The organism is Erythrobacter sp. MTPC3 (genome assembly GCF_042854385.1).
In the GTDB taxonomy this organism is placed as follows: domain Bacteria; phylum Pseudomonadota; class Alphaproteobacteria; order Sphingomonadales; family Sphingomonadaceae; genus Erythrobacter.
On sequence record NZ_BTGP01000010.1, the window covers coordinates 61,806 to 77,094 of the forward strand.

General features: G+C 59.1%; 14 protein-coding genes. 9 read left to right on the top strand and 5 right to left on the bottom strand.

Annotated elements, in window-relative coordinates:
• Positions 1-48: 48 nt before the first annotated feature.
• Positions 49-2,244, bottom strand: coding sequence for an excinuclease ABC subunit UvrB (gene uvrB / locus ACGHU1_RS13650; RefSeq protein ID WP_390587820.1), 2,196 nt, complete (start codon positions 2,242-2,244; stop codon positions 49-51).
• A gap of 83 nt (positions 2,245-2,327) precedes the next feature.
• On the opposite strand from uvrB, the gene ACGHU1_RS13655 reads away from it, so the two are divergent.
• From ACGHU1_RS13655 to ACGHU1_RS13690, 8 genes are all read left to right on the top strand, one after another.
• A complete protein-coding gene (locus ACGHU1_RS13655) occupies positions 2,328-2,870 on the top strand; it encodes a DUF3617 domain-containing protein (RefSeq protein WP_390587821.1) in 543 nt (180 codons plus the stop codon).
• Between the two features lie 130 nt (positions 2,871-3,000).
• Positions 3,001-3,519: a DUF3617 family protein gene (locus ACGHU1_RS13660; protein WP_390587823.1), complete on the top strand. Its 519-nt coding sequence runs from the start codon at positions 3,001-3,003 to the stop codon at positions 3,517-3,519.
• A 64-nt stretch (positions 3,520-3,583) separates the two neighbouring features.
• Complete coding sequence (locus ACGHU1_RS13665) at positions 3,584-4,366, top strand: esterase/lipase family protein (protein ID WP_390587825.1); 783 nt, start codon at positions 3,584-3,586, stop codon at positions 4,364-4,366.
• A gap of 96 nt (positions 4,367-4,462) precedes the next feature.
• The gene (locus ACGHU1_RS13670; protein WP_390587827.1) at positions 4,463-5,902 is read left to right on the top strand and encodes a circularly permuted type 2 ATP-grasp protein; all 1,440 of its coding nucleotides are present in this window, start codon (positions 4,463-4,465) and stop codon (positions 5,900-5,902) included.
• Positions 5,903-5,918: 16 nt separating this feature from the next.
• Entirely contained in the window at positions 5,919-6,863 is a 945-nt protein-coding gene (locus ACGHU1_RS13675; protein ID WP_390587828.1) for an alpha-E domain-containing protein, read from the top strand.
• Entirely contained in the window at positions 6,860-7,705 is an 846-nt protein-coding gene (locus ACGHU1_RS13680; protein ID WP_390587830.1) for a transglutaminase domain-containing protein, read from the top strand. The genes ACGHU1_RS13675 and ACGHU1_RS13680 overlap by 4 nt, the downstream gene beginning before the upstream one ends.
• A 117-nt stretch (positions 7,706-7,822) precedes the next feature.
• Positions 7,823-8,569 carry a peptidase gene (locus tag ACGHU1_RS13685; protein ID WP_390587831.1) on the top strand — a complete coding sequence of 249 codons (747 nt, stop codon included), beginning with the start codon at positions 7,823-7,825 and terminating at the stop codon, positions 8,567-8,569.
• Positions 8,570-8,754: 185 nt separating this feature from the next.
• On the top strand, positions 8,755-9,375 hold the full coding sequence (locus ACGHU1_RS13690; RefSeq protein ID WP_390587833.1) for a response regulator transcription factor: 621 nt from the start codon (positions 8,755-8,757) through the stop codon (positions 9,373-9,375).
• 125 nt (positions 9,376-9,500) lie between these two features.
• Here the strand turns inward: ACGHU1_RS13690 and ACGHU1_RS13695 are convergent, their stop codons facing one another.
• The 3 genes from ACGHU1_RS13695 to putP form a co-directional block, all read right to left on the bottom strand.
• On the bottom strand, positions 9,501-10,190 hold the full coding sequence (locus ACGHU1_RS13695; protein WP_390587834.1) for an extensin family protein: 690 nt from the start codon (positions 10,188-10,190) through the stop codon (positions 9,501-9,503).
• A 98-nt stretch (positions 10,191-10,288) separates the two neighbouring features.
• Positions 10,289-10,678, bottom strand: a complete 390-nt coding sequence (locus ACGHU1_RS13700; RefSeq protein ID WP_390587836.1) for a VOC family protein — start codon at positions 10,676-10,678, stop codon at positions 10,289-10,291.
• A 91-nt stretch (positions 10,679-10,769) separates the two neighbouring features.
• Positions 10,770-12,269 (bottom strand): sodium/proline symporter PutP, encoded by a 1,500-nt coding sequence (gene putP, locus ACGHU1_RS13705; RefSeq protein ID WP_390587837.1) that lies wholly within the window; start codon positions 12,267-12,269, stop codon positions 10,770-10,772.
• Positions 12,270-12,393: 124 nt separating this feature from the next.
• Here putP and ACGHU1_RS13710 point away from each other — a divergent pair, with 124 nt between their 5' ends.
• The gene (locus ACGHU1_RS13710) at positions 12,394-13,176 is read left to right on the top strand and encodes an SDR family NAD(P)-dependent oxidoreductase (protein WP_390587839.1); all 783 of its coding nucleotides are present in this window, start codon (positions 12,394-12,396) and stop codon (positions 13,174-13,176) included.
• 66 nt (positions 13,177-13,242) lie between these two features.
• On the opposite strand, the gene typA is transcribed toward ACGHU1_RS13710, so the two are convergent.
• On the bottom strand, positions 13,243-15,072 hold the full coding sequence (gene typA / locus ACGHU1_RS13715; RefSeq protein ID WP_390587841.1) for a translational GTPase TypA: 1,830 nt from the start codon (positions 15,070-15,072) through the stop codon (positions 13,243-13,245).
• Between the last annotated feature and the right edge of the window lie 217 nt (positions 15,073-15,289).

The window sequence follows — 15,289 nt, forward strand, 5'->3', positions numbered from 1 at the left end:
GGCCGCGATGATTGGCAGGGAAGCGCCGCGCCTTCAAGAGGTGAACGCTTACGGTTTACCGCCCATCTTCTTGTACCGCGTCTTGCCATACCGCGTCTTGCGCGTGCCGGGCCTGCCTGCGTCGGATCGTCCGACCTTTGGCGCTTTCTTCTCGCTGTCAGGCAGGCCGAGTTCATCGTTTTCGAGGCGGCGGATTTCGTCGCGCAGCCTACCGGCTTCCTCGAATTCGAGATTGGCGGCGGCATCGCGCATGCGTTTTTCGAGGTCTTCGATATATCCGCGCAGATTGTGCCCGACGAGATTGTTGACCTCATCATCGCCAATATCGACCACCACGCCGTCTTTCGATGCGGTGTCGGCGACGATGTCGGCAATGTCGCGTTTGATCGTCGTCGGCGTAATGCCGTGCTCTTCGTTATACGCCTTTTGTTTTTCGCGGCGGCGGTCGGTTTCGGCCATTGCGCGCTCCATGCTGCCGGTGATCCGGTCGGCATACAGGATGACTTTCCCATCGACGTTTCGCGCGGCGCGGCCAATCGTCTGCACCAATGATGTTTCGGACCGCAGGAAGCCCTCCTTGTCCGCGTCCAGGATCGCAACCAGCCCGCATTCGGGAATGTCGAGCCCTTCGCGCAGCAGGTTGATCCCGATCAGCACGTCGTAAACGCCCATGCGCAGATCGCGGATCAGCTCGATCCGCTCCAGCGTTTCAACATCGGAATGCATGTAGCGAACGCGCACGCCCGCCTCGTGCATGAATTCGGTGAGGTCTTCGGCCATCCGCTTCGTCAAAGTGGTGACGAGCGTGCGATACCCTTTCTTGGCAGTGGCTAGGCATTCCTGGATGCAGTCCTGCACCTGATCTTCGACCGGGCGGATTTCGACAGGCGGATCGATCAGGCCGGTGGGGCGGATAACCTGTTCGGCAAAGACACCGCCGGTCTGCTCCATTTCCCAATTGCCGGGTGTCGCGCTGACGGCGAAGGTTTGCGGGCGCATCGCGTCCCATTCGTTGAAGCGCAGCGGGCGGTTGTCGATGCACGACGGCAGTCGGAAGCCGTATTCCGCCAGCGTTATTTTGCGGCGGTGATCGCCTTTTGACATCGCGCCGATCTGCGGCACGGTCTGGTGGCTTTCATCGACGAACAGCAGCGCGTTTTCGGGCAGGTATTCAAACAGCGTGGGCGGTGGTTCGCCGGGCAGGCGGCCCGTCAGGAAGCGGGAATAGTTCTCGATCCCCGCGCAGCTGCCTGTCGCGGCAATCATCTCAAGGTCGAAATTGGTGCGCTGTTCCAGGCGCTGATGCTCGAGCAGCTTGCCCTCTGCCTCCAGCTCTTTCAGCCGCTCTTCCAACTCAAACTTGATCGCGGCGGTCGCCTGTTTCATCGTCGGGCCGGGGGTGACGTAGTGCGAATTGGCATAGACGCGCACGGTTTCCAACGAGGCGCCTTTCTTGCCGGTAAGCGGGTCGAACTCGCTGATTTCCTCGATCTCGTCGCCGAAGAAACTGATGCGCCACGCCATGTCTTCGTAATGCGACGGGAAAATCTCCAGATTGTCGCCGCGCACCCGGAAATTGCCCCGCGCAAAGGCGGCATCGTTGCGCTTGTATTGCAGCGCGACCAGTTTGCGAATCAGCTCGCGCTGGTCGACTTGCGTATCCTTCTTGATATCGAAGATCATCGCCGAATACGTCTCGACCGATCCGATACCGTAAAGGCACGAAACAGATGCCACGATGATCACATCGTCGCGTTCCAGTAGCGCGCGCGTGGCGGAATGGCGCATCCGGTCGATGGCCTCGTTGACGCTCGATTCCTTCTCGATATAGGTGTCGGAGCGCGGGACGTAGGCTTCGGGCTGGTAATAGTCGTAATAGCTGACGAAATATTCGACCGCGTTGTTCGGGAAAAAGCTTTTGAACTCCCCATAGAGCTGCGCGGCGAGAATTTTATTCGGGGCCAGGATCAGGGCAGGGCGCTGTGTTTCCTCGATCACCTTGGCCATGGTGAAGGTTTTGCCCGAGCCCGTCACGCCCAGCAGCGTCTGCGTCGCTTCGCCATCCTTTGTGCCTGCCACCAGTTCGGCAATCGCGGTCGGCTGGTCGCCTGCCGGCTCGTAATCCGACACCAGCTCGAATTTTTTGCCCGGCATGCTCTTTTCCGGGCGGTCGGGGCGGTGAGGGGTGAAATCGCCGGTGGTGTCGGGCTCTTCCAACCCGCGTCTGATGATCAATTCGGCCATGGCAGGCTATATGGGAACAGATGAAGGCTTGCTCAAGCGTTCAGAACGCTTCAGCATGCTGCGCGAACCTCGGAGGGAAAATTATGCGTATTCAAATGGCTCTGATCGCCGCATCCGCTTTGGCTCTTACCGCCTGCGGCAGCCCTGGCGGCGATGCCGATTCTGATGGAGACGGCGTGGTCACCGCCGAAGAAGCGCAGGCGCTCAACGCGTCGGCCGCGGACGAGATCAAGCCTTTGCCCGGCAAATACAAAGTCGACATGCAATTCGTGAAAGCCGAAGGTCTGCCCGAAGAAATGCAGTCGATGATGGGGTCTTCGATGACCAACAGCACAGAATTCTGCCTGACGCCTGAAATGGCAGACAGCGGTTTTGGCCAGATGGCGCAGCAGGACGACGACAGCTGCACGATTGATCGGTATGTGATCGACGGCAATGATATGGACATGGCCATGTCATGCTCACCAGCAGGCACTCCGACGCCGATGGAAATGACCATGAGCGGGACGGTATCGCCGACAAAATCGGATATGACCATGGTGTCCAAAGGCATGTTCCCCGGCATGGCCGAGGCCAGCGTGGAAATGCGCGTGACGCAGGAACGCATCGGCGATTGCGACGGATAAGGGGCTATGCGCTGGCGCAGCGTGCCTCTCGTGATGCAGCCCGCGCTTACCCGACTGACCCCCGCCAACCGGGCCGCATTAGGCAAGTATTAGGCAGTATTTGTTAAGCGTCTTTCGCAAGGAGGACGTCATGCGCATTCAATTATTCTCACTCACCGCACTTGTCGCGGTCTCTGGATGCAGTGAACTTGACATCACCGCCGGTGAAGCTGCAGGCTATGCTGCGGCGGCACAGATGGTTTCGGGTTGCTACGAAGAGCGCACTGAAATCACCGATTTCTATGCACCGGACGCGCCTGATTATCACTACCACGCAATTAGCGAGCAACTGGAAAAGCAGGGCCGTCAGACGAGCAAAATCTGCTTCAAAAAAGGCGATCAGGTCCGCATGCTGAACCAGATGATCGAGCAGACGAAGCAGGGCAAATGTGCCGGCAGCGAGCTGTCTTTTTCCGGTGCGGGTTTTTCCGGCGATTTTTCCTGCACCGACAGGTCGGGCAAGGATTTCGACATGAAGATGGAAGGCGAGATGACGAAGGATTCGATGAAAATCGATATGGTCCTTGCCGGTGATCTTTACAGCATTGGCCCGGTCGAGCGCACCAGCACCACGACATGGAAATGCATCGAGAAGTGCGGGACGTATTAAATTCTGCTGGTCTGCAAACAGTCTTCACTGGTCATTCAGCGCCATTGGATAGTATTGCAGGCTCATGACTTCTCGTACGCCTCGTCCCGGTCTGCCAAATCTGCCAAAGTTTCAGCTTGGCGATAGCGAGCTTGCGCGCCGGATAGAGCTGGCGAGTGAACCGGAGGATGAACCGGCTGACCGCCCTGCATTACGCCGCGCCATCGGTGAATTCGGGCACCTGTTTGAACTGGTGCGCAGGCCTTTTCGCAAGGTTGCGGTCGAACCTTGCGACAAACCCGAAATTGTCCTGATCCTGCCCGGTTTTGGCGCCAGCCCTACCAAAATGCGCTACATGGCGCGCCAGATCGAGCGCGCCGGGCACAAAACGAAGAATTGGGGACTGGGCCGCAACTGGGGCCCCAACGACAACACGCTGGATGAACTCACTGCGCGGCTGGATGAGGTGTGCGACCGCTATGACCAGAAAGTCGTGCTGCTGGGCTGGAGCCTTGGCGGGCTGTACGCGCGCGAGTTGGCGAAAAAGCGGCCCGGCTGCGTGAAAAAGGTCATCACGATGGGCACGCCGTTCTCAGGCTCTCCGCGCGCAAACAATGTCTGGCGCGCTTATCAGTTCATCACTGGACACCGCGTGGACAAGCCCCCGATCAAGGCGGATGTGGCCGAGAAACCGCCGGTGGAAACGGTCGCATTGTGGAGCCCGAATGACGGCGCCATCGCCCCGCGCAGCGCCGCAGGATACCCCGGCGAACGCGACCGGGCGATTGCCCTGCGCTGCACGCATATGGGTTTTTCGTGCGAGGCTGAGCCGATCCAGGCTGTTTTATCGGAACTTAGCTGCGACTGATCCTTTAGTTCCTTGTGCCTCCATTCGACGCGGAGGTGGCAATTTGCGCAAAGGTGGATAGTCTGCCGGTGATGCATTCAACCAGCCGGGGGATTGATGGCCGCGCCATCCGATAATTTCGACGAGATGTTCGATGCGCAAGGAAACACGCGTCCGGCCTATACCGATTATTGCAATTGGTACGACGAACAGGAAACATCCTGGATGCGTCAGAAAAGCGCAGACGCCGATGACAGTTTCCGCCGGACCGGTATTACCTTCAACGTTTATGGAGAAGATGAGGCGGAAGAACGCCTGATCCCGTTCGACATGGTCCCGCGCATTATAGGTGCGGGCGAATGGCGGCGTCTGACGCGCGGTATCGAACAGCGTGTTCGGGCGCTCAACAGCTTTCTGTATGATCTGTATCACCGCCAGGAGATCATCCGCGCAGGCCGAGTGCCCGAACGGCTGTTCCGCCAGAACGAGGCATGGCTGACCAACATGGTCGGATTTACCCCGCCAGGCGGAATTTACACACATATTGTCGGCATCGATCTGGTTCGCACGGGCCCCGACGAATGGTTTGTGCTCGAAGACAATGCCCGCACACCTTCGGGCGTTTCATACATGCTGGAAAACCGGGAGACGATGATGTCGATGTTCCCGGACCTGTTCAGCAAGGTGCCGGTTGAAAGCGTTTCCAATTACCCTCGCCGCCTCGCCCGCTCGCTGGCCGCTTGCGCGCCGCCGGCTTTCGCCGAAAGCGGCCGGGCCACGCCTACTGTCGCAGTGCTGACGCCGGGCATCTACAATTCCGCCTATTTCGAACACGCCTTTCTTGCCGACCAGATGGGCGCAGAGCTGGTTGAGGGCAGCGATCTTCGCGTGGTCAATGGCAAGGTCCAGATGCGCACCACCAGCGGGTATAAACCGGTGGATGTGATCTATCGCCGCGTGGACGATGAATATCTCGATCCGCTGACGTTCGAACCATCCAGCATGCTCGGTGTGCCGGGCATCATGGACGTTTACAGGGCAGGCGGCGTCACCATTGCAAACGCGCCGGGCACTGGTATTTGCGATGACAAGGCGATCTATTCCTTCATGCCTGAAATCGTCGAATTCTACACCGGCGAGAAACCCTTGCTGCCCAATGTCGAAACGTGGCGCTGCGCCGATGAGGACAGCCTCGCCCATGTGCTCGACAATCTGGAAGAGCTGGTGGTGAAAGAGGTTCACGGTTCAGGCGGCTACGGCATGTTGATCGGCCCGACTGCGACCAAGAAAGACATAAAGGAGTTTCGCGCCAAGCTGGAGGCGAACCCGGAAAATTATATCGCGCAGCCGACCCTGTCGCTTTCGACCTGTCCGATTTTCACGAAAAAAGGGCTGGCCCCGCGCCACGTTGACTTGCGACCCTTTGTCCTCGTGTCGCCCAGCGGCATTGACATCACGCCCGGCGGCCTGACGCGGGTCGCATTGAAAGAGGGATCGCTGGTGGTCAATTCAAGCCAGGGCGGCGGCACCAAGGATACATGGGTGCTGAAAGACTGATGGGCGGACACACATCATGCTAGGTAGAACCGCCAACGGATTGTTCTGGATGTTCCGCTATCTAGAGCGGGCAGAGAATACAGCTCGTCTGCTTGATACCGGGCTGCGGATGGCTTTGACCAAAGGCACATTGACGGCCGAGGAAGAGTGGCGATCTGTCATTGCAACAACCGGGCAGCGTGCCGCTTTTGAAGAAAAGCACGACAATTACGACGGCCATGCCGCCTGGAATTTCATCCTGCGTGACAAGGCAAACCCTGCCAATGTGCGCGAAATGTTCGGCGCGGTTCGCACCAATGCGCGGCTCGCGAGGACCACGATTTCCAGCGATGTCTGGGAAGCGGTCAATGAAAGCTGGATGACGCTCGACAAACAATTGTCGCGGCCCGTCAGTCAGGGTTCGGTCGGCGATGTGGTTCGGACGATCCGCCGCGCTGGGATGCGCGTTCACGGCGCGCTCGATGGATCAATGCTGCGTTCGGAAGGCTTCCACTTTGCCCGCGCTGGGACCTATGTGGAGCGTGCGGACAGCACCTCGCGCATCCTCGACATGAAATATTTCCTGCTGCTACCGTCGCTTTCCTATGTCGGGTCCAGCCTCGACAGTTCGCAATGGGATCAGGTGCTGCGATCGGTCGCGGGGGCGCAGTCTTACAGCTGGCTTAATGCCGGACAGATCGACGCGCGCGGGATCGTGCAATTCCTCGTGCTGGATGACCGTTTTCCTCGCAGTCTCGCTTTTTGCCGGGCTGCGCTGCGCGACAATCTTGCCGCGCTCGCCCGCCTGCACGGCCGTGAGGGCACCAGCAACAAACTAATGCGCGCTGCCGACATGCACATCACCGACATCACCATTGAGGAAATATTCGAACAGGGGCTGCACGAATTCCTCGTCGATTTCATGGCGCGCAATGCATCCATCGGCGCGGCGATTGCAGAGGATTACCGCTTCCAGTCATGAAACTCTCCATCCGCCACACCACCCGCTACAGTTTTAACCAGCCCGTCGTCCACGCGCTTCAGCGACTTCGCCTGACGCCAAAGGCGACGCAGGGTCAGAAAATCCTCGACTGGACGATGACCTATGACAACGCCCAGCTGGAACTGGAATATGACGACGAACACTTTAACAAGGTGACACTTGTCGCGGTCGATCCCGGCGCGAGCGAGGTGACGATCACGTGCAGCGGCATTGTCATGACCGAGGATGAGGGCGGGATTATCGGCCGTCATTCGGGCCATTTGCCGCTGTGGAGTTTCCTCAGTCAGACCAAGCTGACAAAACCTGGCGTAAAATTGCGCGCGCTCGTGCGCGAACTGGGTGAGCCGCAGGACGGGGCGCGGCTGGATTTCCTCCACGCGCTTTCGGCCCGCATCCGCGAAGATGTAGCCTACGAAACCGGCACCACCGAAGTGACAACCACTGCGGAAGAGGCGCTCGCTGAGCAGCACGGCGTGTGCCAAGATCATGCTCACATCTTTATCGGAGCCGCGCGCGCAGCGGGCATACCGGCGCGTTATGTCAGCGGATACCTGATGATGAACGACCGGATCGACCAAGAGGCATCGCACGCATGGGCAGAGGCGCATGTCGACGGGCTAGGCTGGGTTGGCTTCGATATTTCCAACGGAATCAGCCCCGATCCGCGCTATGTGCGGGTGGCGACGGGCCGCGATTACCGCGATTCCGCGCCGGTCACAGGGATCAGTTTCGGATCGACAACCGATGACCGCCTGACGGTCGATATCTCGGTCGAACAGCAGCACGACACCGACACGCAGCAGGAACAATCGCAGCAATGATCGCTTGTCTCTTGTACCGCATCCGCTAGCGGATCAGCACATTTTTCACGCGCACCGCTGGGCAGCGCCGTCACCGGCCACCAGCAGGATAGTGCGCTCAATTTTCGGAGTTATTACATGACATATTGCGTTGGCATGATCGTCGACAAGGGCCTCGTCCTGATGAGCGACACGCGCACCAATTCGGGCGTCGACAACATTTCGGTGTTTCGCAAGATGTTCCACTGGCAAGTGCCGGGCGAACGCATGATCGCCGTCATGACGGCTGGCAACCTCGCGACGACACAGGCGGTCATCAGCCAGCTTGAAGAGCGCACAAAATCCCCCGACGAGCGTGAGACGACGCTGCTGAATGGTCCGACGATGTTCAGTGTCGTCAGCGAAATCGGCAAGTTGCTGCGCACGACGATCGAACAGCGCCAGAAAGCCAATGGCGACCGGGGCAAGGGGCGCTTCACCGCCTCGATCATTGTTGCAGGGCAGATCGCCGGCATGGAGCCGCGCCTGTTCATGATCTATCCCGAAGGCAACTTTATCGAAGCGAGCTGGGATACGCCGTTTTTCCAGATCGGAGAGACAAAGTATGGCCGCCCCATCATCATCCGCGGATATGACCGCGACATGAGTTTCGAAGACGCGGTCAAGCTGGTGATGGTTTCGTTCGACTCTACGCTGAAAGCCAATCTGTCGGTCGGCCTCCCGCTCGACCTGCTGGTGATCGGCAAGGACGAATTCGGACCCACTCATCAGCACCGCGTTACGGCCAGCGATCCCTATTTCGAAACGATATCATCGAACTGGGGCGATGCGTTGAAAACGGCATTCCATTCGCTGCCTGATTACAGCTTTGACACTGAAAAATAGCGAATATTTTCTTTGTAGATGCATATTGGCGCACGTGAAATCGTGTCGGGTAGTCGGAATTAGTTTCAGATCGGAGGCAATTATCGACGGATTTGGGCGCTTAGCCGATTGTGCGGCGCGCAATAGGTCCAGATCGGGGCATGTCCGGCGTGTATGGACGTGGCATACGTGGTTTTACGCTTGCCATGACACGCAAAGCCTCTCTCCACTTCATCGATTCCTCCACCCGGCATCGCGCTGAACTAGCAAGGGTCGGCTTCTCTCTCGGGCATCATTCCGAGGTGTATGGCGACCTTTCGGAATTGTCCGTTCATCCTCCGCGCGAGGGCATTATCATCGCCCGCGACAATGCGGGGGAGGGCGGCGTTGCCATGACGCTTGAACGGCTCAGCAGGCTTGGCATCTGGCTGCCTTTGATCGCGGTCGATGTCGATCCGCGCCCCGGACGCATTGTTGAGGCGATCAAGGCGGGCGCGCTTGATTACCTGTCCATGCCGCTTGAACCCGAACGTGTAGGCCGCTGTCTTGCCCGGATAGAAGCGGAGGCAGAGACCTTCGGTGCTGCGCGCAGACGCATGATCGAGGCGCGCAACCGCATAGCCAACCTGTCGGCGCGCGAACGCGAAGTTCTGGAATGGCTGACACAGGGCAGTAGCAACAAAGTGATAGCGCGCGAGCTGGAAATCAGCCCGCGTACCGTTGAAATCCACCGCGCCAACATGATGAACAAACTCGGCGCAAAACACGCAGCAGAGGCAGTCCGGTTAAAATTGGAGGCCGCGCTGGAACCGCGCATCACCGTTTAGGAAGGCTCAGCCTTTCGGTACCCCCGAAGCCCCCGGCGCTCGTTTGAGTGTCGGGGGCTCTTCGTTTTGCGGGGGGGGGGGGGGGGGGGGAGTTGCGGCACGCATGAACCGTGTAACCACTCTGCTTAGCGGCAAAAACTTCCACGCTCGATCTCCGCATCGCCCCCTTCGAGATGAAAGTGATCTTCGTGCGCGCGGTTGTAATCCGGGCCGAGCACCGTGGCGAAGCGTTTGCAGGCGCTGGATTGGATCACGCGCAGAAATTCCCGCTCTTCATCGCTGCCGCCATCCCAGTCTTGCGCAAGAGTGATGCGGCGCCCGTCTTCCAAGATAAAGCCAGACACATCGATGGCCCCTGCCGTAGCATGGGCAGAGCGCCTGTTCGATCCGGCAATATTGCGGCACGAATAACTTCCCATGGTCTCGATCCGCACGAGCGGACTGCCAAGGATCTGGCGTGCAGCCCGGTCAACGCCGAACCGTGCCCAGGCATTGAACGCGTTCGCTGTGCGGCATTGCACCGGCCCGATATTGCTGACCGAAAGTGCCCGCATATCGCCAGAAAGCGCGGACAGCTGCACCGTGCCAAGCCGGCTGCATCCGGAGCCGTCATAGGCATCAGGCAAAGCGGAAAAGCGCGCGCCCGCCGCGCTAAGGTTGGCGATGCAGCGCGCCTCTTCGGGCCGGGATACGGCGGTCTGCGGGACAGAACTGACGCGCGGCTGCGACGACTGGCCAGATGCAGTGCCGGAGCTCGCGCCGCTGCCCTGCGGCACAAGGCTGCCGCACGCGCCAAGAGCGAGTCCGCTGGCCACAAGTATCGCTGATCGGATGGGGTGCGTGCAAAGCATGGCGGGGAGTATCACGCGGATATGGTTAACCGCGCCCTAATGACCAAGTCTGTGCTGCCAGGTCATGGCAATTCTTCGGCGACCTGTTCCCACAGTTCTATTTTTACGCCGTTGGGGTCGAGGATCCATGCGAATTTGCCGTATCCTTCGTCCGCGCTGTCCAGCACTTTCACGCCTTTTTTCTGCAACGCGGCGCAAAATCCGTCGAGGTCATGAACCCGCAAATTGATCATGAATCCGCCTGATCCCGGCTTGATATAGGTATCATCCTTGAAATGGCTGATCAGCGAATAGGGGTTGGCCTTTGGTTCTTCGGACCACGCCAGTTGCGGGCCATATTCGCCGTCGATGCCCAGTTTTTCGCGATACCATTCGCGCGTCGCATCAGGATCGGCTGCGACATAGAATACGCCGCCAAGTCCGGTTACACGCGGTTCGCCCAATTCGCTCATGGTAATTCTCCTCCTGCCAATATGGCGGAGGATGGCTTAAAACCGCTGTGTTTGAAAGGGCTGGCCAGCCCTGCGAATACCTGCCTGCAAATTACCGCGCGGGAGCGGCCTCGGCAGATCGCTGCGTCGCCTTGCTCACCGCGAATATGGCGATTGTCGCGGCGATGAAGCCGGGGACAATTTCGTAAAGTCCCTGTCCGCCAGCAAAATCAGCGTTGAGCCCGGCGGCGATCCACAATCCGACCACAGCTGCCCCGGTCACGAGGCCAGCCACTGCGCCAGCTCCCGTCATGCCGCGCCATGTCAGCGCCAGCACAATGAGCGGACCGAACGCCGCGCCGAACCCGGCCCATGCGTTTGAGACGAGGCCAAGAACCTGGCTGTCGGGGTTTGCGGCGATCACCATGGCCGCAATCGCGACCAGCGCCACACAAATGCGCCCCACATTGACCGCCTCTTTCTCGCTCGCCTGCTTGCGCAGGAACAACCGATAAAAATCTTCGGTCAGGGAACTGGAACTAACCAGCAATTGCGATGAAATGGTGCTCATGATCGCGGCCAGCAGCGCGGCGAGGAGGAAGCCTGTGATGAGCGGATGGAACAGCAATGTGGCAAGCACAATGAAGATCGTTTCAGGGTCTTCGACGGTGACCCCATTGGCCTGGGCATAGGCGCGCCCGGCCATGCCGACCCCAATCGCCCCGATCAGCGACACCAGCATCCAGCCAAGCCCGATATTACGCGCTTTCGCCACATCGGCGACGCTGCGAATGGCCATGAAGCGCACGATGATATGGGGCTGTCCGAAATAGCCAAGGCCCCATGTCACCGCGCTGAGCCAGCCGATTGCCGTTAAACCGCCGGTGAGGCTGAGCAGCGCGGGGTCAACTTCGTTCAGCACGTCGGTAACGGCGGAAAATTCGCCCAGACCGCCCACATCCTTGCCGCCCCAGATAACCACAGCGGGCATCAGGATGAGCGCAACGACCATGATCACACCCTGGACGAAATCGGTGAGGCTCACGGCCAGAAACCCGCCAACCATCGTGTAAGCCAAAACAATACCGGCAGTGATGATGATGCCGAGCATGTAATCGCTCAACCCAACGCCGGGCAGCAGGCCTGCGAAAGCGGTCTCAAACAGCTTGCCTCCACCGACCAGTCCGGCTGCGGTGTAGACTGTAAAGAACATCACGATCACGATTGCCGAGATCACCCGTAGCGCGATGGCTTTGTCGGGAAAACGGTTGGCTAGGAATTGCGGGATCGTCAGCGCGTTGCCGTATCTCTCCGTCTGTTCGCGCAGGCGCGGGGCCACGATATACCAGTTTGCCACCGCGCCGGCGAACAGCCCGATGCCGATCCACGCCTCTACCAATCCAGCCGCATACAGCGCGCCCGGCAGGCCAAGCAGCAGCCAGCCCGACATGTCGGAGGCTCCTGCAGAAAGCGCCGCGACCGAAGGGGGCAGGTTGCGTCCGGCAAGAAGGTATCCCTCGCTATCCGCAGTGGATTTGCGCCATGCGTACAGGCCGATGCCGATCATCAGGACAAAGTATGCGGCGAGCGAGACGAGGGTTCCGGTATTCATATTGCGCAGGGGCGTAACAAATGAATTTGCCGCTGGCCACCGAAGTGCGCCGCGCAGCGGGACATAAAACCCCTCTGGCGAGTTGGGTCAGGCACAAACTTCGCGAATTTTCAGGAGAACAACAATGACCTCACTAAACCGCTTTGCGGGCAAGACCGTTATCGTGACCGGCTCGTCCGGCGGCATCGGGGAGGGCATTGCGCGCCGATTTGCCAGCGAAGGCGCAAATGTCGTCATCAATTCGCGCAGCCGCGAAGACTGCGAAAAGGTGGCGGGCACTCTTGATGAGGCGCGCACGCTTGTCGTTTCAGGCGATGTCAGCAAGCCGGAATTCGCCGAAGAGATTATCAGCAAAGCGACGGAGAAATTCGGTCAGCTTGATACGCTGGTCAACAATGCGGGCGTCGCCGTTTCAGGGATGCTGCACAAGGCAAGCGATGACGACATCGACAAGGTGATCGACATCAATGTGAAAGGCGTCCTGTATCTTTGCCGCGCTGCCATTCCGGCGCTCAAGAAAACGGGCGGTAGCATTGTAAACATTTCGAGCGTTTCGGGCACAGGCGGGGATTCGACCCTGCCGATTTACAATGCCTCAAAAGGAGCGGTTACGAACCTGACGCGCGGTCTGGCGCAGCAATTGGGTATGCTCGGCATCCGCATAAACGCGATCAATCCGTCGCTCACGCGGTCCGACATGGTCGAAGGGATCACCGGGAATGATGATCTGATGAAGGCTTTCATGCGCCATATCCCAATGGGCCGCATGGGAGAGCCTGAGGATATCGCCGCAGCCGCCGCGTTCCTCGCCAGCGAAGACGCAAGCTTCATCACCGGTGTCAATCTGGCGGTCGATGGCGGCGTGTCGTCGTCCAGCGGCCAGCCAAATTTCATGGCCTATCAATGATATGAAAAGGGCGGCGAGTTTGCGCTCGCCGCCCTTTCAAATGTCTCGGGTATCACCGGCGCCGGATCAATCCTTTTTGCGCTTCGCTTTCTTACGCTCGTGCGGGCACAGCAGCGTCTTGCGCAGACGGATCGATTGAGGGGTCACTTCGACCATTTCATCATCGTCGATATACGCGATGGACTGCTCCAGGCTCATCCGGCGCGGCGGGGTTAGGCGGATGGCATCATCCTTGCCCGATGAACGCACGTTGGAAAGCTGTTTCGCCTTCATCGGGTTTACTTCCAGATCATCCGGCTTGGCATTCTCGCCAATAACCATGCCTTCGTAGACTTTCATCTGCGGGCCGACGAACATTTCGCCGCGATCTTCAAGCATGTTGAGCGCATAAGCATTTGATTCGCCGTCGCCGTTGGAGATCAGCACGCCGTTGTTCCGGCCACCCACAGCGCCTTTATAGGGGCCGTACTTTTCGAACAGTCGGTTCATGATGCCGGTGCCGCGCGTGTCGGACAGGAATTCACCGTGATACCCGATCAGGCCGCGTGACGGCGCCGAGAACGTGATGCGGGTCTTGCCTTGGCCAGACGGACGCATTTCGTTGAGATCGGCTTTACGCTTCTGCATTTTCTCGACGACAGTGCCGGAATGTTCATCGTCCACGTCGATCACGACGGTTTCATATGGCTCCATGCGCTGGCCGTCTTCTTCGCGGAAGAGCACTTTCGGGCGCGAGATGCCCAATTCAAACCCTTCGCGGCGCATCGTTTCGATCAGTACGCCCAGCTGCAATTCGCCGCGTCCTGCGACTTCGAATGCGTCCTTGTCATCGGCCTCGGTCACGCGGATGGCGACGTTGGTTTCTGCTTCGCGCAGCAACCGGTCGCGGATCATGCGGCTGGTAACCTTGTCACCTTCACGGCCCGCAAGCGGGGAATCGTTGACCGAAAAACGCATCGCAAGCGTTGGCGGATCAATTGGCTGGGCAGCAATCGGCTCTTTTACAGATGGGTCGCAGATCGTGTTCGACACGGTCGCTTTTTCAAGGCCTGCCATCGCAATGATGTCACCTGCCTGCGCGCTTTCGACCGGCACGCGGTCCAGCCCGTCAAAGCTCATCAGCTTGGTCGCGCGGCCCACTTCCACGACGTTTCCGTCCATGTCGATGGCGTGGATCGGATCGTTCACGTTGATGGTGCCCGATTGCACGCGGCCCGTCAGCACGCGGCCCATGAAATTGTCCCGGTCAAGCAAGGTGGCGAGAAAGCTGAACTTGCCTTCGGTATCCAGGCCGGGGGATGGCACGTGCTCGGTGATGAGCTTGAAGAGCGGGTCGAGCGTCCCTTCGCGGGCGGTTTCGTCATTGCTGGCATAGCCATCGCGGCCAGACGCCCAAAGCGATGGGAAATCCAGCTGCTCGTCTGTGGCATCGAGGCTCGCGAAAAGGTCGAACACTTCGTCGAGCACTTCCTGCGGGCGGCCATCGGGACGGTCGATTTTGTTGACGACAACAATCGGTTTCAGGCCGAGCGCCAGCGCCTTGCCTGTTACGAATTTGGTCTGCGGCATCGCGCCTTCGGCGCTGTCCACCAGCAGGATGACGCCGTCGACCATCGACAGAATGCGCTCCACCTCGGCGCCGAAATCGGCGTGGCCCGGCGTGTCGACGATGTTGATGCGCGTGGTTTCGCCGTCATGCTCCCATTCGACACTGGTGCATTTGGCGAGGATGGTAATGCCGCGCTCTTTTTCCAGATCCCCCGAATCCATCGCGCGTTCTTCAACGCGCTGGTTTTCGCGAAACGTCCCGGACTGGCGGAAGAGTTGGTCGACCAGCGTGGTTTTTCCGTGGTCAACGTGGGCGATGATCGCGATATTTCTCAGCGAAGAGGACATGAGCGTAATTTTTCCAAATTTGGTGCCGATCGCATGGCTGGATCGGCGCATTCAGGCGCGGTGCGCGGTTAAGACGAATATGTGGCAGCTATGCGACAACCTGAGTGACGCTACGGAATGCTCCGACGACCACATATGCTGTTGCAATGCAGCATTCGCCGCGCGCCTAGCGCAGGTGATATCTTTCGGCAAGCTTTGGCGGGAAAGAAGCGGGATT

Excerpts from the sequence above, each read along its gene's own strand:
- uvrB (WP_390587820.1), bottom strand. The coding sequence starts at position 2,244 with ATGGCCGAATTGATCATCAGACGCGGGTTGGAAGAGCCCGACACCACC.
- ACGHU1_RS13655 (WP_390587821.1), top strand. The coding sequence starts at position 2,328 with ATGCGTATTCAAATGGCTCTGATCGCCGCATCCGCTTTGGCTCTTACC.
- ACGHU1_RS13660 (WP_390587823.1), top strand. The coding sequence starts at position 3,001 with ATGCGCATTCAATTATTCTCACTCACCGCACTTGTCGCGGTCTCTGGA.
- ACGHU1_RS13665 (WP_390587825.1), top strand. The coding sequence starts at position 3,584 with ATGACTTCTCGTACGCCTCGTCCCGGTCTGCCAAATCTGCCAAAGTTT.
- ACGHU1_RS13670 (WP_390587827.1), top strand. The coding sequence starts at position 4,463 with ATGGCCGCGCCATCCGATAATTTCGACGAGATGTTCGATGCGCAAGGA.
- ACGHU1_RS13675 (WP_390587828.1), top strand. The coding sequence starts at position 5,919 with ATGCTAGGTAGAACCGCCAACGGATTGTTCTGGATGTTCCGCTATCTA.
- ACGHU1_RS13680 (WP_390587830.1), top strand. The coding sequence starts at position 6,860 with ATGAAACTCTCCATCCGCCACACCACCCGCTACAGTTTTAACCAGCCC.
- ACGHU1_RS13685 (WP_390587831.1), top strand. The coding sequence starts at position 7,823 with ATGACATATTGCGTTGGCATGATCGTCGACAAGGGCCTCGTCCTGATG.
- ACGHU1_RS13690 (WP_390587833.1), top strand. The coding sequence starts at position 8,755 with ATGACACGCAAAGCCTCTCTCCACTTCATCGATTCCTCCACCCGGCAT.
- ACGHU1_RS13700 (WP_390587836.1), bottom strand. The coding sequence starts at position 10,678 with ATGAGCGAATTGGGCGAACCGCGTGTAACCGGACTTGGCGGCGTATTC.
- putP (WP_390587837.1), bottom strand. The coding sequence starts at position 12,269 with ATGAATACCGGAACCCTCGTCTCGCTCGCCGCATACTTTGTCCTGATG.
- ACGHU1_RS13710 (WP_390587839.1), top strand. The coding sequence starts at position 12,394 with ATGACCTCACTAAACCGCTTTGCGGGCAAGACCGTTATCGTGACCGGC.
- typA (WP_390587841.1), bottom strand. The coding sequence starts at position 15,072 with ATGTCCTCTTCGCTGAGAAATATCGCGATCATCGCCCACGTTGACCAC.